The following is a 19,250-nucleotide window of genomic DNA, read 5'->3' on the forward strand; positions in this document are numbered from 1 at the left end:
TTAACTTAACACTGACGAATCTTTTTATGCGCGCTTTCATTTCTTTGCTGGTTATCGGGTTACTTACTCTCTCTAACCCTGCTTTCGCTTTATTTGGAAAAAGTGAACCAAGCTTAAACCTAACATCGAGCAATACATTTGTTCCTGTAGACCAAGCTTTTCCTTTAAATCACTTTCAGCAAGGCAATCAAATATTACTTGATTGGCAAGTGAAGGATGAATACTACCTCTACCAACATCGCATAGCTTTCAGTGGTGAAAACCTCTTGATTGGTGATGAGCAAATGGAGGATGGGCAACCTTACCAAGATGAATTTTTTGGTGAAGTGAGCATTTATACAGAGCCTCTTTTTGTTCAAATACCGCTTCTTGAATATCAAGAAGGTGCAAAACTCATTGTTCAATATCAAGGCTGTGCTAAAGCAGGCTTCTGCTACCCTCCTGAAACTCGTGTTATTGATATCGAGCCTTTTAAAGCGGACTCATCCGCTGGAAGTTCATTATCAACAGACGCGAAAGTTAATACTGCGAGCACAGATAACACAACTAAAAAGACTCAAAGTAATCAGAATTTATCCAGCTCAAATAACCAAACTCCTTCGATTTCAGAATCATCGAAAGACTCAAACCTTGCAGACAAGCTTGGGGATGCATGGTGGACACCTTTCTTGTTCCTAGCACTAGGTGTTGGTTTAGCTTTCACTCCCTGTGTTTTACCTATGTACCCAATTTTAACTGGCATCGTACTGGGTGGCGGTAAATTGAGCCAAGGTCGCGCATTAATGCTGTCGTTTATTTATGTGCAAGGTATGGCGCTCACCTACACATTATTGGGGTTAGTTGTCGCTTCAGCTGGCATGCAATTTCAAGCCGCAATGCAGCACCCTTATGTCCTGATTGGCTTAAGCTTATTGTTTGTCACTTTGGCAATGTCGATGTTTGGCTTGTACAACCTGCAATTGCCAAGCAGTATCCAAACTTGGTTAAACAATCAAAGCAACAAGCAACAAGGTGGCAATACTTTAGGTGTCTTCGCTATGGGGGCTATCTCTGGTTTAGTATGTTCACCTTGTACTACTGCCCCACTTTCTGGCGCTCTTTTGTATGTCGCACAAAGTGGTGACTTGTTTACTGGTGCCATTGCGCTTTACGCACTTGCAATGGGCATGGGAATTCCACTTATATTAGTGGCCGTGTTTGGTAATAAGCTTCTGCCAAAAGCAGGTAATTGGATGGATAAAGTGAAAGTCGCGTTTGGTTTCATTTTGCTTGCCGCTCCTATCTTCTTACTGGAACGAATTATTCCTGAATTTTGGGCAACAGTACTGTGGTCTACTTTAGGCTTTATCGCATTTGGTTGGCTTTACCATTCTAAGAATTCTCTGCCATTTGGAGAGTGGAAACAAAGTGCTGTGGGAATTATTGCAATACTTGGATTGTTTGTTTCAGCGCAGCCTGCGCTCAACTACTGGTTTTCAGAAAAATCAGTACAGGTAGAACAAGCACAAGTGCAATTTATTCAAATCAGTAACATCGCTGACTTAGAGCAACAGCTAATAAATGCAAAAACCCAAGGTAAACCTGTGATGCTCGATTTCTACGCTGATTGGTGCGTGGCATGTAAGGAATTTGAGAAATACACCTTCCACCAGCAAGATGTAGAGAAGAAGTTGGGTAACTTTATTTTACTTCAAGCTGATGTCACCAAAAGCCTACCTCAAGACATTGAATTATTAGGTCAATTACAAGTACTTGGGCTACCCACTATCGAGTTCTGGGACAGTAAGGGTAACCATGTTCCAAATGCTCGCGTGACTGGCTTTATGAATGCTGAAAAATTCCTAAGGCATATGAATACCTACCCGCTCGAAGCGAATCAATAAGCTTCCAAAGCCGAAACTAAAGAGCAAATTTAAAAGAACCGCATTTCTATAAGTACTTAATAATACTCTTAGAATTGCGGTTTTCTTTATCTACCTTTCAATTACTGATTCATAATCAAGCTAGTTCACGTTAAAAGTCGATATGGTTCAGACTTTTAGTGTATAAATATTGTCCGCATATCCAATCAAGATAATAATAAAAGTTAACTAAATTGTTAAAAGTGTAAAATGTCATGGACTCGACCTACACCATTATCATTGCTGATGACCACCCTCTTTTTCGCAACGCTCTATTTCAGTCGGTTCATATGGCGATAAGCGGGGCTAATTTACTTGAAGCAGACTCACTCAATGCACTACTGACCCTCCTTAAAAAAGAAGATGAGCCCGATCTATTACTGCTTGATCTCAAAATGCCTGGTGCAAATGGCATGTCAGGGCTTATTCAATTGAGAGCAGAATACCCAGATTTACCTATTGTCGTGATTTCTGCCAGTGAAGACGCCAGCGTCGTTACCCAAGTAAAAAGCCACGGAGCTTTTGGATTTATTCCGAAATCGAGTGACATGCGAGAATTGGTCAGTGCATTAAACCAAGTATTAAACGGTGACCCTTTCTACCCTGAAGGTCTGATTACTAATAACGCTGCATGTAACGATCTAGCGGAGAAAATATCCACCCTCACCCCTCAGCAATACAAAGTGCTCGGCATGCTTTCGGATGGTTTACTCAATAAGCAAATCGCGTACGAGTTAAATGTTTCAGAAGCAACTATCAAGGCACACATGACTGCAATCTTCCGTAAACTGGACGTAAAAAACCGCACTCAAGCCGTCATCCTTCTACAGCAGATGGAAACCGAGCAGTAAATAACATCACAATATCTGAGCTGAATTGAATGTCTTTTTCAGCTCTCACATTGTGATGACTTAAAGAGAATAACAGACGCTATAATGAATGAGATTGCTGCCCTAGCAATCTTTATCCCTCTGTCCGTAACTCTGGGAGATTTACTTTGCTTACTAGTATCATCATTACTCAGTTTGTTGTTCTTTGGGCTGTTATTGACCCAATTGGCTCTGTACCTGTCTACTTATCTCAAACTCAACGCTTAACCCCTGCACAAAGACGCAAAGTGGCTTTGAAAGCCGTGGCGATATCTGCTGGCGTTTTATTGTTTTTCCTTATCGCTGGGCAACTTCTTCTTGAGGCCATGCAAATTCCACTTCCTGCATTTCAAGCGGCGGGTGGGCTTGTTTTATTACTGTTTGCGTTATCTATGATTTTTGGGGAAAGCAAACCCGAACAAGAACAAAAAATCTCTGAGGAAGTCAGCCATTCTCAACTAGCTGATTTGGCTGTCTACCCATTAGCTATTCCATCCATTGCTTCTCCCGGAGCAATGATGGCTATTGTTATGTTGACTGATAACCACCGCTTTTCTTTGATTGATCAGAGTATTACTGCCGGTGTGATGCTCGGTGTCTTAGTCATTACTTTACTGCTTTTACTAGCAGCGAACAGCATCCAAAAGGTCATTGGTAATGCAGGAGCTGCTATTATCAGCCGTGTAATGGGGCTTATTCTTGCAGCAGTAGCAGTGAATAACTTACTGCTCGGTATTAAAGATTTTTACATGTAATCCTTTAACCAATTTAAAAATGTTGCCCTCAATGACTAAGCCGGTGATTGAGGGCAATCTTCCTTGTAAGCCGTACTTGTCTAAAACTCAGATATTCTCAAATTTAGAGATCAATTTTTCTTATTCTTAAGGTTTTCTACTAAGAGTTCTTCTCGCACTTAGCCCCTTTCATTCTTAACCCTTTTCATACTTAGCCATTTATACTGAAGCTTCTCTTATTTAGCCCTTATAATGCATAAATACACCTATGTTCCATGCCCCTGCCTGCCGTTTATTTTCAGTAATTTTCATTTAATTGCTCAAAAGATCCCTTCAAAGCCCCCTCAACCTTAGACCTTTGGCTAATTTAACAACAAATTAACATCACACTTTCATTGCCGACTTCCCTTAAAGCCCCATTAAGTGGTGATCTTACGCTTTTATTAGCCCGACTAAAGTTGCACAGAGTTATTGACTTATCCTTGTTATCTTTTAAATCGTAACATTACGTTAACATGGTAATTTTCTACAGAAACAGTTTTTACTGAAACGGAATTAAGGAGAAGGCAATGGCGTTCGAATCGACAGAACATGCTCAAGCCTACTGGAAGGAAAACTTGGGAATTATGGGAACACTACTCGCGGTATGGTTTGTAGTGTCTTACGGCGCAGGCATCTTATTTGTGGATGCTCTTAACACCATTCAATTTGGCGGTTTCAAGCTAGGTTTTTGGTTCGCCCAACAAGGCTCCATTTATACCTTCGTGGCGCTGATATTTATTTACGTTGTTCGCATGAATGCGCTCGACAAAAAATATAACGTACAGGAAGACTAGAGGCTAGAACATGGATATTCAAACTTGGACGTTTATTCTCGTCGGTATTACTTTCGCAGTTTATATCGGCATCGCAATCTGGGCTCGCGCGGGATCAACCAGTGAGTTCTACGTAGCTGGCGGTGGTGTACACCCTGTTGCGAATGGTATGGCAACCGCTGCAGACTGGATGTCAGCTGCATCATTTATTTCAATGGCTGGTATCATTTCATTCGTAGGGTATGACGGTGCGGTTTACCTTATGGGTTGGACTGGTGGTTATGTACTACTTGCTCTATGTTTAGCTCCTTACCTACGTAAGTTTGGTCAGTTTACGGTTCCAGATTTCATCGGTGAGCGTTACTACTCAAGAACCGCGCGTATGGTTGCTGTATTTTGTGCAATCTTCGTATCGTTTACCTACGTAGCAGGTCAAATGCGTGGTGTGGGCGTAGTATTCTCCCGTTTCTTAGAAGTCGACATTAACCTAGGTATCATCATTGGTATGGGTATTGTTTTCTTCTATGCTGTACTTGGCGGCATGAAAGGCATCACTTATACGCAGGTAGCTCAATTCTGTGTCCTCATTTTCGCCTTCCTTGTCCCAGCAATCTTCACATCAATCATGATGACTGGTAACCCACTTCCACAAGTTGGTATGGGTTCAACACTTTCAGGTACCGATGTTTATCTACTAGATAAACTGGATGGGCTAACCGAAGAACTCGGATTTACCGCCTATACCGAAGGTAACAAGAGCATGGTGGATGTATTCTTCATCTGTGCGGCTCTAATGGTTGGTACTGCAGGTCTTCCACACGTAATCATTCGTTTCTTCACAGTACCACGTGTACGTGATGCTCGTATCTCAGCAGGTTGGGCACTACTGTTCATCTCTTTGCTATACACAACAGCACCAGGTGTTGCAGCATTCGCTCGTGTAAACATGATCGAAACTATCAATGGTCCTGACATGCAAGGTGTTCCAGCAGCAGAAGCACCAAGCTGGTACCAAAACTGGGAAAGCACTGGTCTAGTTGGTTGGGAAGATAAGAACGGCGATGGCAAAATGTTCTACTCGGGTGATGAACGCAACGAGATGAAGATTAACCGCGACATCATCGTACTGGCTTCACCAGAACTTGCGAAACTACCAAACTGGGTTGTAGCACTACTGGCTGCAGGTGGCTTAGCCGCTGCACTATCAACTGCTGCAGGTCTACTACTGGTTATCTCAACGTCTATCTCTCATGATTTACTGAAGAAAGGCTTCAGACCAAACATGACCGACAAACAAGAGCTATTAGCCGCACGTATTGCAGCAATGGTCGCAATTGTCGGGGCGGGTTACTTAGGTATTAACCCTCCAGGTTTCGTAGCTCAAGTAGTGGCATTTGCATTCGGCTTAGCGGCAGCATCCTTCTTCCCTGCAATCATCCTAGGTATCTTCTATAAGAAGATGAACAAGGAAGGCGCAATCGCAGGTATGTTAACGGGTATTGCCTTCACAGCAAGCTACATCATTTACTTCAAGTTCATTAACCCAGCAGCAAGCACACCTGAAAACTGGTGGTTTGGTATCAGCCCAGAAGGCATCGGTACGCTAGGTATGTGTCTAAACTTTGTAGTATCAATTGCAGTGAATAAAGTAACAGCTGAAGTTCCACAAGATGTACAAGAGATGGTTGAGAACATCCGTTACCCTAAAGGTGCAGGTGAAGCTCACGACCACTAAGACCTAGTGAAAATATAAGATTCAAGTTGGATTGTAGGGATTCAAATTGAAACGACCTGAAGCCGATGCTGATAGCATCGGCTTTTCTTTTATAAAGAGGTTGTGTTTAAAAACCCAAACGATAATAATTATCATTACATTATCGAAAGATTTTTATGGAAGAACTTTCTATGGAAGAGCAAAAAATTCTCTACTCAATGTTTTACAAAGCACAAGATCGCTTTACGGCACCCACGACTTCAGCGGGTTTTGAGCCCGACGTTATTCAAGAATATATCCACTGCGGGATAACACTTGCTTCCTATTATGAAAAACACGCTGAAAACGAAAACATCTTACTTTGTGAACTATTTTTACGTCAGATCTTCCTCCATTTGATTGAAGCAATCGAATCTCCTCAGCGCAGCATGATCTTCCGCCGAGTCTGCCTCGATTCTATTTACTCACCTCTTTATTGTTTAAAACGACACTACTGCCAACAAGTTGAAGGTAATGCTCGCTACCAATCCCTACATAGAAAATTACAACAAGTCCAAGCACCACTTGGCTAACAAGGATAGAAGATGACCCAAGAATACAGAATTGAAACGGACAGCATGGGTGAAGTCCATGTACCTAAAAATGCGCTATACCAAGCACAAACTCAGCGAGCAGTAGATAACTTCTCTTTCAGCTCGCACACTATGCCAACTCGCTTCATTCAAGCTCTCGCCTACATCAAGCAATCAGCGGCGAGTACCAATGCTCAACTAGGCTTATTGGAAGGTGATATTGCTGCTGCAATTATCGATGCGAGCCAAGAAATTATTGATGGCGACCATCTTGATCACTTCCCTATCGATGTATATCAAACGGGCTCCGGGACTAGCTCAAACATGAATGCTAATGAGGTAATCGCCACTCTCGCTTCTACCCAACTTGGTGGCAACGTGAACCCGAATGATCACGTAAACATGGGGCAAAGCAGTAATGATGTAGTGCCTACTGCTATCCAAGTGAGCGTAGTCATGGCTGTTCAAAAACAACTATTGCCCGCTTTAAATCACCTAACATCAGTGCTAGAAACCAAGCAGTCAGAGTTATCTAACGTGGTAAAAACAGGGCGCACGCACCTAATGGATGCCATGCCGATCACTTTTTCTCAAGAACTGGGTGGGTGGAAATATCAAATTGAACATGCCCAGCAAGGAATTGAACATAGCCTTGCTTCTGTCACAGCTCTAGCTCAAGGCGGGACAGCCGTTGGAACAGGGATCAATGCCGATCCGCGTTTCGCTAGTAAGTTTGCAGATAACCTATCTCAAGCCACGAAGCTTAAGCTCACAGCAAGCGACAACTTCTTTTTCAACCTAAGTAGCCAAGATGCGATCGTCGCATTATCTGGCCAGCTTAAAACAGCGGCAGTCGCGATCATGAAGATCTCGAACGATCTTCGCTGGATGAATTCAGGTCCTCTTGCTGGTCTTGGCGAAATTGAGTTGCAAGCTTTGCAGCCTGGTTCTTCTATAATGCCAGGCAAAGTGAACCCTGTGATTCCCGAAGCGGCTGCCATGGCTTCAGCTCAAGTCATTGGCAATGACACTACCATTACCATTGCTGGGCAATCAGGCAACTTCCAACTCAATGTGATGCTGCCTGTGATTGCACACAATATTTTGGAAAGCATTGAGCTGCTATCCAATAGTGCCGTTTCCTTAGCAGATAAAGCCATCGCTACATTTACAGTTAGACAAGATAACTTAGATTCAGCACTTTCTAAAAACCCAATATTAGTCACCGCTCTTAACCCTGTGATTGGTTATTTAAAAGCGGCTGACATTGCCAAAAAAGCCTATAAAGAAGGGCGCCCAATTTTAGATGTCGCAGAACAGGAAACAGATTTAAGCCGAGAAGAGTTAGCTCGCTTACTTGATCCAACCAAGCTAACTCAAGGCGGTATCGCGGATTAGGTTATCCGTGATTTAAGTTAACTACGATTCAATAAAAAGAAGGTCTCAAGTGAGACCTTCTTTCTGTTTGTACTCTTACTCTTAAAAAGCCTAAGCAAGTCGATTCAAAATGGCTCTTAGTTTTAATGGTTTAACAGGCTTAGCTATGAATCCAAAACCGTTTCCTTTGATCGCAGACATCATGTCATCCGTTCTATCTGCACTAATAATGACTCCTTCAAAGTTATTACCAAGGCGCAGTCGGCACTGTTGCAGCACTTCTAACCCAGTTCGACCATTGTCTAGCCTATAGTCAGAGAAAATCACATCTGGAATCCAGTCATCATCCAAAGCTTTTAGGCTTTGAACCAAATCTGTTGCCGTTTTAATTTCACAGCCCCACCTGCCAATTAAATTCTCCATCCCCACTAAAATTTCAGGTTCATTATCCACGCATAACACTTTCAAATGATCTAAGTCGCTGGTCGGCGTGACGGTTTGAACAATCTGAGGCGCAATAATTTTTTCCGCTCGGTTAAGAGTGATAGAAAAGACGCTCCCTTCACCTGGCCACGATCGCATAGAGATATGATGATCTAAAACGTGCGCAATCCCTTTTGAAATTGCGAGCCCTAACCCTAATCCTTGATCAGCACGGACTTGGCTACCACGAGTAAACTCTTCAAAAATTTCTTGCTGCTTATCTTCATCAATACCCGTTCCGTTATCCCATACATCAATACGAACTTGCCCATTCACACGGCGAGCACCCAACACCACTTTTCCTCTCGGGTTATAGCGGAAAGCATTAGTTAAAAAGTTCTGAATTACACGTCTCAATAATTTAGGGTCAGACTCAATAAATAATGATGAAGGAATCATCTCAAATTGTATGTTTTGTTGCTTAGCCAGCGCGCTGAATTCAGCATTAAGATTGGATAGCACATCATTAATTGAAAACGCATGCACATGAGTTTCTAATTTTCCTGACTCCAAACGAGAAATATCCAGCAAATCGCCAATCAAATCTTCAGCAGCCCCAAGTGCACTTTCAATGTGGGAAGACAGCTGCTTCACTTCAGAATCTTTAGCCACTTCAGATAATGAAGAGGCAAACAAGCGAGCCGCATTAAGTGGTTGCATGAGATCATGGCTCACGGCTGCTAAAAACCTCGTTTTTGATTGGGATTCCAATTCAGATTTTTTGGTTGCTTTCACTAATCGATGGTTAAGTTTTTCAAGCTCTTGAGTACGCTCGTGAACCCTAGATTCCAAACTTTCGTTGGCTTCTTTAAGTGCCTGTTCGGCTTGCCTGAATACCGTGATATCGGTAAAACTCATCACAAACCCACCGCCAGGCATTGGATTACCTTGAACCTCAATCACTCGACCGTCAGCACGAATTCTCGAAGAGGTATGCCGAGTACCTTGCTCCAAGTGGTACACACGGCGACGAACATGATCTTCAGGATCGCCGGGACCACACAAGCCTTGTTCAGCATTATGGCGAATGACATCTGAGATCGGTCGACCAACTTGTATCAAACCTGCGGGGAATTCAAATAACTCTAGATAACGCTGATTCCACGCCACCAAGCGCATTTGCTTATCAATTACAGCAATGCCTTGTCCAATGTGCTCGATTGCACCTTGTAGTAAGCCCCGGCTAAAGTCATAAAGCTCTGATGCTTCATCCACAATGGTCGCCACTTCTTCAAGCTGCATGTTTCTGCCTTGCAAAGCAGAAGTAAGTACTAACTTGGCAGACGAAGCTCCAAATACACCAGCGAGCACCCTTTCAGCATGGCGAATCAAACTTTCAGGCGCTTGCTGATTAGGTAACAAAGGAGGACCTTGCTGCTGCCAGTAAGTTTGAAAAGCAGACTTAGCTCGTGGTCGTCCAACAAAACGGGACGCTAGCATCTCCAATTCGGCAACCGTGACACGCCCTTGATACAAGCTGATGTTTTCATTTTCAGGCAACGGTGTGCCAATGAAAGATGCCGATTGTAAGCGTTCACTTAGGCTTGGGCGCGTCAGTAACGACACCGCGACATAACATAAAGTATTCACACTCACACTGAGGACGATTCCCCAATCTGAGCTACTGATTTCCCAACCACTCAATATTTGTGGCGGGGTAATCAACCATAGCAATAAGTTAGTTTCACCATCTCCGGCAAGCATGCTGGTTTGGCTCATCAGAGTAATAAGCCAAATTAGGAATCCAAACATTAAACCGACATAGACACCTTTACGATTACCCAAACGCCAGTACATGCCGCCGATTAATGCAGGGGCAAATTGAGCAATGGCTGCAAACGATAAGAAGCCAATGGCAGAAAGTGAGTGGATACTATCTAAAGCCTGATAGAACCCCCACGCACCGAGCAACAACAGTAAAATCAGCGCCCGACGAATAATAAGCAGTAAGCCGGAAAAGTGTCGGTGAGTTCGTTGCGATAAACGCATACGACGCAGTAATAACGGCATCACTAAATCATTTGAAACCATTATCGCAAGTGCAATTGTCGATACGATAACCATACCACTGGCGGCTGACGTACCTCCAAGAAATGCCAATAGTGCAATGTGATTAGCCCCAACTTCCATTGGCACACTGATGACATAAGTATCTGCTGGCATAGTCGTTAACAACCCTTGCCCAGCCCAAGCAATGGGTAAAACAAACAATCCCATTAAAATAAGGTAGAGAGGAAATAACCAACGAGCCGTATGCAGATCTTGTGGTCTCTCGTTTTCTACTACCATGGTATGAAATTGGCGAGGCAAACAGACGATAGCCAGCATAGTGAGCACTGTGTGGATGGCTAACGTAGGAATATTAGGCGGCTTGTAAGTGGAAGAAGCGACATCCAGTAAGTTGATTTCATTGCTGCTTAACGCTAGATAAATGATGAAAATACCCACGATAAGAAAAGCCACCAGCTTAACGATGGATTCAAATGCCACCGCCATCATCATACCGCGGTGATGCTCTGTATTATCGATATGTCTGGTACCAAATAACATGGTAAAAATGGCTAATGCCCCAACCACAAACCAAGAAACATGGTAGTCCTGATAACCAAAATCATGAGCAAGGTTTGGGGCAACAATATCGAGCCCCATGGTAATACCGCGTAGCTGCAAAGCGATATAAGGCAGAATACCCACAACCGCAATTAAGGTAACAGCCACAGCTAGCCCTTGCGACTTTCCGTAACGAGCCGCGATAAAGTCAGCAATTGAGGTAATGTGCTCCCGTTTCGCGATCAAAATCAAACGCGCTAAGACTCGCCAACCCAAAGTAAAAACAAGGATGGGAGCGAGATAGATGGGTAAAAAAGACCAAGGGTTATTGCTTGCCTGACCAACCGTTCCGTAGAAGGTCCATGAAGTACAGTACACCGCAATGGAAAGGCTGTAGATCCATGGTCGCCAACGAGATAACCAGCGAGTCTGCCTATCTCCATACCAAGCAATAAGAAATAATACGCCTAAGTACGCGAGTGATACTGGAACGACTATCCAACCTTGCATATAAGCCTACCTTGCATTCATTCATATCCTTATGAAAAAGCCTGCAATGTGCAGGCTTTAATTGAGCAAAGTTTATTAAACTAAGGATAGAGGGCGAACACAATCTGAACGCTCTAATTCTGTGCTTCAGGCTCCGCTTTCGTTTTACTGTTTACATCTGTTACTGAGTGTTTCTCATCAACCTTGATAAACAGAGCAAGAACACCCATTGCCGCCATAAACCAGAAAATATCAGCGCCCCATAATTCGTAGCCCCAACCACTCAGAGTGGTCATCAGCGCAATGAATGCACCCAATGGAATTGCGTTGTATAAAGCCTGGAGTGCGACCATTTTGCTTGGCTTTTCTGATTGAATGTATTGGATAGCAGCAATATGTGCCATCGCAAAAGTCACACCGTGTAATAACTGAACCATGACTAATGCGAAGATAGCTGTGGTCGAAGCGGTGATCCCCCAACGAGCCATAACACCAATTGACGCGATAACGAATAAAGTACGTAGAGTCCAGCCTGAAAATAATCGCTTACTGAATGCAAATACCGCGACTTCCGCAACAACACCTAAGCTCCACAGGTAACCTATAATCGCTTCCGAGTGTCCTGCTTCTTTCCAGTAAATCGCACTAAAGCTGTAGTAAGCCGCATGGCTACCTTGGATCAAAGCCATTAGCGTTAAAAACTTCACTACTGAAGGTTCACGCAGCAACTGCATCAGCTTAGGTCTTGTCGCCTCTTCTTCTTGCTGTGTTACTGGCATAATGCTTGGATTACGCATGCACAGCACTAAAGAAAAAAGCACGCCAGCTAATGCCGTATACAAAATCATTTCAGTGCCAAACTCAGCGACTAAGAAGCCCACAACCGTTGAACCAGCAATGAAAGCAATAGAGCCCCACAAACGAGTGCGCCCATAGTCCAATAGCTTAATTCGGCTGTAATAGTTCGCCATCGCATCTGATAAAGGAACGATAGGACCGCAGCATAAATTAAACAGAACCGTAGCCAGCAGCATTAGTGCAAAACTGCCTCCAGTAAAGAAATGAAAACCTACGAAAATTAATGCAGCGAGGCTCAACCATCGTAAAGCAGGGATTAAGTGCTCAACTTTATGAATGCGTGGTGTGATAACAAAGTTAGCGACACAACGAGTCGCAAAACCAGCACCAATTAAAATACCAATGTCGCTTGGCGCAACACCTTGGTCTTCAAACCACAGCGCCCAAAATGGCAGATAAACGCCATAGGCAAAGAAAAAGCCAAGAAAATACTGAGATATCCAGCCATAAGGTGAAGGGTTTTGCATCGCGAAGACCTATTAAAGAAGACAGAAAAGAGCATTGATGAATTATGCCTAGCTTATTGCTTACGAAAAAGGGAATAAAACGACGTTGCAAATTTCCGTATTAGAAATATGGAAGCCAATATTGCCCTTTAAACTCATCGATTCACCACTACCTTACTTAAGCTTAATTACTATTTAACCTAAGCTTCATAACTATCTAGATTCAGCTTCTTTGTTTTCTAGACTAAAGTCGTCTAGCGCTCCACTCGATTTTTGGCAAACTGAGATCATCACTCCTTTATTGTGCGACGATGATGCCTGATAAATTTAATATGCAGTCTCCGCCTTTTGATCGTTTATCCGAAAGCGAACAATTGACCTTACGTTCTTCATTGGATGTCGCATACTATCGAGAGCAAGAAGTCATCGTTGAGGCCAATAAACCGAGCCACCACCTGCATATACTGATTAAAGGTGCCGTTGAAGAACGATCGCCTGACAACAAAGAAATTTACGCGCACTACGCCAATGACGATATTTTTGATGTAAGAAGCCAATTCAATGAGCAGGTAAAGCACCAATATATCGCTCTCGAGGACACCTTAAGCTATCTGCTCCCTTCTCATGTCTTTTTAGAGCTTTACAACGAGAACGGGCAATTTGCCGCTTACTTTGATAACAACCTTGCTAAACGCAAACAGCTTATTAAAGAAGCTCAAGAGCAACAAAACTTGGCGGAGTTTATTCTTACCAAAGTTGATAGTTCTATTTATCACCCGCCACTGATCCTCACTCCAGAACAGCCAATCAATCAAGTGACTCAAGCATTAAAAGAAAGCGGATTAGATTCAGCACTGGTGCATTTGGCCTACGATGATCCTAGAACTATAGGAACTCCAAAGCCCTATCCTTATGCCATTGTTACCCGCACCAATATGCTACATGCAGTTATGATAGATAACCTCCCACTTGATACGCCCGTGGGGGATATTGCGACTTTTCCAGTGTTCCATGTGGAGGAAGATGACTTTCTTTTTAATGCCATGATTACCATGACAAGAAACCGCATGAAACGAGTCATGGTCTGTGATGGCAGCGAAGCGATTGGCATGCTCGATATGACTCAAATATTAAGTGCCTTTTCCACTCACTCACACGTTCTGACTCTGCGTATCGCGAGAGCAACCAGTATTGAAGAACTTGCACTCGCATCAAATAAACAACGTCAACTTGTGGAGAGTCTTTTAAATAATGGTATTCGTACCCGGTTTATCATGGAATTAATATCAGCCGTTAATGAGCAAATAATTGAAAAGGCCTTTGAGTTAGTCGTTCCACCCGCTTTACATAATCATTGCTGTTTCGTTGTATTAGGGTCTGAGGGTCGTGGAGAGCAAATTTTAAAAACCGATCAAGATAACGCACTCATTATTCAAGACGGTCTGCATTGGCATCAATGCGAATACGTGATGGAAAACCTGACTCACACCTTGCAACAGCTGGGCTACCCTCTTTGCCCAGGTAACGTAATGGTCAATAATCCCAAATGGGTGAACTCCCAACTCGAATGGAAAAAAACACTCTCCAATTGGGTACATTCAGCGACACCCGAAAAAGTCATGGACATTGCGATTATGGCAGATGCTCACGCTGTCGCCGGTAATAAAGAATTACTTGAACCAATCCAGAAACACCTCAGTGAATTAATGGCCGGGCAAGAGTTAATCCTCACTGAATTTTGCCGACCTGCACTGAATTTCTCAGTCCCGTTAACACTCTTTGGTAATGTAAAAAAATCGAAGTCTGGTTTGGATATCAAGCAAGGCGGTATCTTCCCTATAGTGCATGGTATTCGTGCATTAAGCTTGGAATACAATATTCCTCATAAAAATACCTTTGACCGCATCAATGCCTTAGTAGAGAGAAAGGTTCTTGAACAAAGTACAGCCGATAATTTAAGTGAAGCACTTAAACAATTTTTTAAGTGGAGATTGGCACAAAGGCTCACCCAGCAGCACAGCAGTAATAAGCTAGATATTAAATTAATGGAGAGATCAGACCGAGACTTACTCCGCCATAGTTTGCATGTGGTCAAAAAATTCAAACAATGGCTTGGTTACCACTACCAAGTTCGTGATTAAGCTATGCCAATGTATATCTATTTATCTATGGCGAGCCCAAGGTTATCTATGATTAGCCAAAAACTATCTGTGATAAACCAAAGGCTGCCTGTGATAAGCCAAAGACATTTCATGAGCCTCTTTCTATGAATGGGCTTACTCGACGGTTCTGGCATTACAAGCTAAAGGGTTCGCCTTACAGAGAGCTTTTTACTGCCCCACATCAAAGTGAATATGTATCACTTGATTGTGAAACCACCAGCCTGGATCCAAACCGAGCAGAACTTGTCACTATTGCGGCAACAAAAATCATCGGCAACCGTATTATTACCAGCCAACCCTTCGAAGTTCGTCTTAGGGCTCCTCAATCTCTAGATTCTGGCTCTATCAAAATCCATAAGATTCGTCATGAAGATCTTAAAAATGGTATCGAAGAAAAACAGGCTCTAATTGAACTTCTCGACTTTATCGGCAACCGCCCGCTTGTGGGCTACCATATACGATATGACAAGAAGATATTGGACCGAGCATGCATCAAGCAACTCGGTTTTCCCATGCCAAACAAACTCATTGAAGTCAGTTTGCTCTACCAAGACAAGTTCGAAAAACATTTGCCTAATTCCTACTTCGACTTAAGTCTTGACGCCATTTGTAAACAACTTGGGCTTCCCCAGCAAAACAACAAGCACGACGCTCTACAAGATGCTATCTCTGCCGCTTTGGTCTTCGTTCGTTTAAAACACGGTGACTTACCGCGTTTCAACTCTTCCCATTGAAAACTAGCTCTTAATAATCAACGTTAGATCAATCTCGCAAATTTCAACATAAGTCGCTATTTTATAAACTTAACGCCCCATTTTTTAAGTAGAAAGCGGCGTCTCATCCTAAAGTCTAATTGTAGAAATTCCCCACCTAGCCGAGAGTGATAGCACAACAGGCAGTCAATAAAAGACAATTCAAATAAATGCCATGTTTAAAAAACAGCTAGCGGAATTAGCGCATAACGGAAATTGCCCAGTTCACATGGAATGAAGGCACAAGGAGAGAAGCAATGAGTGAAGCCCACGTTTATCCAGTACAAGACAATATCAAAGCAACTACACACGCGGATAATGACACTTACCTAGCCATGTACCAGCAATCTGTATCTGACCCAGAAGGATTCTGGGGTGAACACGGAAAAATAGTAGATTGGATTAAACCCTTCACCCAAGTAAAAAACACTTCATTCGATCCTGGTCATGTGGATATTCGCTGGTTTGAAGACGGGACATTAAATGTTTCAGCAAACTGTATTGATCGTCACCTAGCCGATCGTGGTGACGAAGTCGCTATTATTTGGGAAGGCGATGACCCTGCCGATGATAAAACACTGACCTTCAATGAATTACACAAAGAAGTGTGCCTGTTTTCAAATGCTCTAAAAGAGCAAGGCGTACGCAAAGGTGATGTGGTGTGTTTATACATGCCAATGGTTCCAGAAGCCGCCGTAGCAATGTTGGCTTGTACTCGAATTGGTGCCGTACACACAGTCGTGTTCGGCGGTTTCTCTCCTGAAGCCCTATCAGGCCGAATCATTGATTCAGATTCAAAAGTAGTCATTACAGCTGATGAAGGCGTACGTGGCGGAAGAGCGGTCCCACTGAAGAAAAACGTTGATGAAGCACTGACCAACCCAGAAGTGAAAAACATTGAGAAAGTCATTGTTATGAAACGTACGGGTGGCGATGTGGAATGGCATGAACATCGTGATGTTTGGTGGCATGAAGCAACAGCAACAGTTTCAGAGGTCTGTGAACCGGAAGAAATGAAAGCCGAAGATCCGCTATTCATTCTTTATACTTCAGGATCAACAGGTAAACCAAAAGGGGTTCTACATACTACAGGTGGTTACCTCGTTTACGCGGCAATGACGTTTAAGTATGTTTTTGATTACCAAGAAGGCGAAACCTTCTGGTGTACTGCTGATGTAGGTTGGATCACGGGTCACACCTACCTTGTTTACGGACCACTTGCGAATGGTGCAAAAACAATCTTGTTTGAAGGTGTTCCAAACTACCCAAATACTAGCCGTATGAGCGAAGTAGTCGATAAGCACCAAGTGAATATCCTCTATACCGCACCAACCGCGATTCGCGCATTGATGGCAAAAGGTAATGAAGCCGTTGAAGGTACTTCTCGTGATAGCTTACGCATTATGGGATCAGTAGGTGAGCCAATTAACCCAGAAGCTTGGGAATGGTATTACAAAACAATTGGTAATGAGCAATCTCCGATTGTCGATACATGGTGGCAAACTGAAACTGGCGGTATCTTAATTGCCCCTCTTCCAGGAGCAACTGACCTGAAACCAGGTTCTGCAACTCGCCCATTCTTTGGTGTTCAGCCAGCCCTTGTTGATAACATGGGGAACATAATCGAAGGCGCTACAGACGGTAATCTAGTTATTCTTGATTCATGGCCAGGGCAAATGCGTACAGTTTATGGTGATCATGAACGTTTTGAGCAAACCTATTTCTCTACATTTAAAGGTATGTACTTTACAAGTGATGGTGCTCGACGCGATGAAGACGACTACTATTGGATCACAGGTCGTGTCGATGACGTACTAAACGTCTCTGGTCACCGTATGGGTACTGCGGAAATCGAATCTGCATTAGTTGCTTTCGATAAAATAGCAGAAGCTGCCATTGTTGGTATTCCTCATGATATCAAGGGGCAAGCAATCTATGCTTACATCACACTCAATGACGGTGAGTTCCCTACAGCTGAACTTCATAAAGAAGTGAAGGACTGGGTAAGAAAAGAGATTGGGCCGATAGCCACGCCAGATGTGCTGCACTGGACTGACTCTTTACCAAAAACACGCTCAGGTAAAATTATGCGCCGTATCCTACGTAAAATTGCAACGGGTGATACCAGCAACCTTGGCGATACATCGACTCTTGCCGACCCTAGCGTGGTTGATAAGCTTATTGCTGAAAAAGCAGAAATTGCATAACAAGCTTCACACTATGCTTTTACAAGCTGTTTAAAACAGAAACATTTACAAACCGTCACCTGTGTGGCGGTTTTTTTGTGCCTGATCTTGATCTCAATTATCCGCACAAAAATTAAGGTAGTGAACCTTTTTTGATAAGTTAGTAACAACTCCCGACCTGAACTATAGGTGATTAGACCAGTAATTTGCTGCGATTTTCGCTGAATTAGCTATAATCTGGGTCTAATTTGAAAATTTGGACGTTTCGCCTCTGGTAAATACGTCTAAATTGTAAATAAAATGGGAACATTCGCACTCGTTGTCACGATATAGGAAGATACCCTCACGATGTCTACAAAGTTACGCATTCTAGTTTTAAATGGTCCAAACCTTAACCTTTTAGGACTACGAGAGCCTGCACACTATGGTTCTCAAACACTCGAACAGATTATTGAATCTTTAACCGAGCAAGCAAACGCGCAAGACGTCGAGTTGTCGCACCTACAATCTAACCGTGAGTATGAACTGATCGAAGCCATACACAGTGCTTATCAGTCCATTGATTTTATTATAATAAATCCAGCAGCTTTCACTCATACCAGTGTTGCGTTGCGAGATGCATTATTAGGAGTCGCGATACCATTTATTGAAGTACACCTATCGAATGTTCACGCACGTGAATCATTCCGCCACCATTCTTACCTTTCAGATAAAGCAGAAGGTGTGATTTGTGGCTTAGGTGCTCAAGGTTATCAATTTGCTTTGATGGCAGCGATTAATAAGCTGACGTCAAAATAACTGTCTAAAGACAGAACTAATACTTACCTACTCAGTCATAGAGTCAGGTCAATCAACAGATAAAGAGAAAGAAACAATGGATATTCGCAAAATCAAAAAGCTAATCGAATTGGTTGAAGAATCTGGTATTTCTGAGCTAGAAATCTCTGAAGGTGAAGAGTCAGTACGAATCAGTCGTAACAGCCCTGTATCTGCAGCTCCTGTTCAATACGCAGCGGCTCCTGTTGCAGCGGCTCCTGTTGCAGCAACTCCTGTTGCGGCAGCTCCTGTCGTTGAAGCTGCACCTGCAGTTCCTGCTGGTCACCAAGTTCTTTCTCCAATGGTTGGTACTTTCTACGGCGCACCAAGCCCAGATGCAAAACCATTCGTTAAAGTTGGTCAATCTGTAACTGCTGGCGAAACTCTATGTATCGTTGAAGCAATGAAAATGATGAACCAAATCGAAGCTGATAAATCTGGTGTTGTAACAGCAATCCTAGTTGAAGACGGCCAACCAGTTGAGTTCGACCAAGCTCTAGTAATTATCGAATAATAGAGAACACTC

The 19,250-nt window shown here is 43.1% G+C and carries 14 protein-coding genes; 12 read left to right on the forward strand and 2 right to left on the reverse strand.

Translation table 11 applies throughout. The features are described from left to right. The first annotated feature begins 26 nt into the window (after nt 1-26). From L4C37_RS13935 to L4C37_RS13965, 7 genes are all read left to right on the forward strand, one after another. Nucleotides 27-1,883 carry a protein-disulfide reductase DsbD gene (locus tag L4C37_RS13935; RefSeq protein WP_429768949.1) on the forward strand — a complete coding sequence of 619 codons (1,857 nt, stop codon included), beginning with the start codon at nt 27-29 and terminating at the stop codon, nt 1,881-1,883. A 233-nt stretch (nt 1,884-2,116) separates the two neighbouring features. After that, on the forward strand, nt 2,117-2,752 hold the full coding sequence (locus tag L4C37_RS13940) for a response regulator transcription factor (protein ID WP_372264765.1): 636 nt from the start codon (nt 2,117-2,119) through the stop codon (nt 2,750-2,752). Nucleotides 2,753-2,898: 146 nt separating this feature from the next. After that, complete coding sequence (locus L4C37_RS13945) at nt 2,899-3,525, forward strand: MarC family protein (protein ID WP_137375047.1); 627 nt, start codon at nt 2,899-2,901, stop codon at nt 3,523-3,525. A 548-nt stretch (nt 3,526-4,073) separates the two neighbouring features. Next, entirely contained in the window at nt 4,074-4,340 is a 267-nt protein-coding gene (locus tag L4C37_RS13950) for a DUF4212 domain-containing protein (RefSeq protein WP_137375046.1), read from the forward strand. A gap of 10 nt (nt 4,341-4,350) precedes the next feature. Beyond that, nucleotides 4,351-6,054, forward strand: coding sequence for a sodium:solute symporter family protein (locus tag L4C37_RS13955; RefSeq protein ID WP_137375045.1), 1,704 nt, complete (start codon nt 4,351-4,353; stop codon nt 6,052-6,054). A 170-nt stretch (nt 6,055-6,224) separates the two neighbouring features. Continuing rightward, nucleotides 6,225-6,605 carry a hypothetical protein gene (locus tag L4C37_RS13960; RefSeq protein WP_273296952.1) on the forward strand — a complete coding sequence of 127 codons (381 nt, stop codon included), beginning with the start codon at nt 6,225-6,227 and terminating at the stop codon, nt 6,603-6,605. A gap of 12 nt (nt 6,606-6,617) precedes the next feature. After that, complete coding sequence (locus L4C37_RS13965) at nt 6,618-8,003, forward strand: class II fumarate hydratase (RefSeq protein WP_137375044.1); 1,386 nt, start codon at nt 6,618-6,620, stop codon at nt 8,001-8,003. Nucleotides 8,004-8,093: 90 nt separating this feature from the next. Here L4C37_RS13965 and L4C37_RS13970 read toward each other — a convergent pair whose 3' ends face one another. Both L4C37_RS13970 and L4C37_RS13975 read right to left on the reverse strand, forming a co-directional pair. Further along, nucleotides 8,094-11,525 carry a PAS domain-containing hybrid sensor histidine kinase/response regulator gene (locus tag L4C37_RS13970; protein ID WP_429768950.1) on the reverse strand — a complete coding sequence of 1,144 codons (3,432 nt, stop codon included), beginning with the start codon at nt 11,523-11,525 and terminating at the stop codon, nt 8,094-8,096. A 113-nt stretch (nt 11,526-11,638) separates the two neighbouring features. Then, on the reverse strand, nt 11,639-12,829 hold the full coding sequence (locus L4C37_RS13975; protein WP_137375042.1) for a 3-phenylpropionate MFS transporter: 1,191 nt from the start codon (nt 12,827-12,829) through the stop codon (nt 11,639-11,641). A gap of 293 nt (nt 12,830-13,122) precedes the next feature. Here L4C37_RS13975 and L4C37_RS13980 point away from each other — a divergent pair, with 293 nt between their 5' ends. The 5 genes from L4C37_RS13980 to accB all read left to right on the forward strand — a co-directional run bounded on the left by L4C37_RS13980 (nt 13,123) and on the right by accB (nt 19,238). Continuing rightward, nucleotides 13,123-14,949 carry a DUF294 nucleotidyltransferase-like domain-containing protein gene (locus L4C37_RS13980; protein WP_372264769.1) on the forward strand — a complete coding sequence of 609 codons (1,827 nt, stop codon included), beginning with the start codon at nt 13,123-13,125 and terminating at the stop codon, nt 14,947-14,949. Nucleotides 14,950-15,074: 125 nt separating this feature from the next. Beyond that, on the forward strand, nt 15,075-15,704 hold the full coding sequence (locus L4C37_RS13985) for a 3'-5' exonuclease (protein WP_137375041.1): 630 nt from the start codon (nt 15,075-15,077) through the stop codon (nt 15,702-15,704). Between the two features lie 275 nt (nt 15,705-15,979). After that, complete coding sequence (acs, locus tag L4C37_RS13990; protein WP_273295892.1) at nt 15,980-17,929, forward strand: acetate--CoA ligase; 1,950 nt, start codon at nt 15,980-15,982, stop codon at nt 17,927-17,929. A gap of 327 nt (nt 17,930-18,256) precedes the next feature. Next, nucleotides 18,257-18,706 (forward strand): type II 3-dehydroquinate dehydratase, encoded by a 450-nt coding sequence (gene aroQ, locus L4C37_RS13995; RefSeq protein WP_137375039.1) that lies wholly within the window; start codon nt 18,257-18,259, stop codon nt 18,704-18,706. A gap of 76 nt (nt 18,707-18,782) precedes the next feature. Further along, the gene (gene accB / locus L4C37_RS14000) at nt 18,783-19,238 is read left to right on the forward strand and encodes an acetyl-CoA carboxylase biotin carboxyl carrier protein (RefSeq protein ID WP_429768951.1); all 456 of its coding nucleotides are present in this window, start codon (nt 18,783-18,785) and stop codon (nt 19,236-19,238) included. Nucleotides 19,239-19,250: the final 12 nt, after the last annotated feature.

This window comes from Vibrio kagoshimensis (assembly GCF_050337535.1).
GTDB lineage: Bacteria > Pseudomonadota > Gammaproteobacteria > Enterobacterales > Vibrionaceae > Vibrio > Vibrio gallaecicus.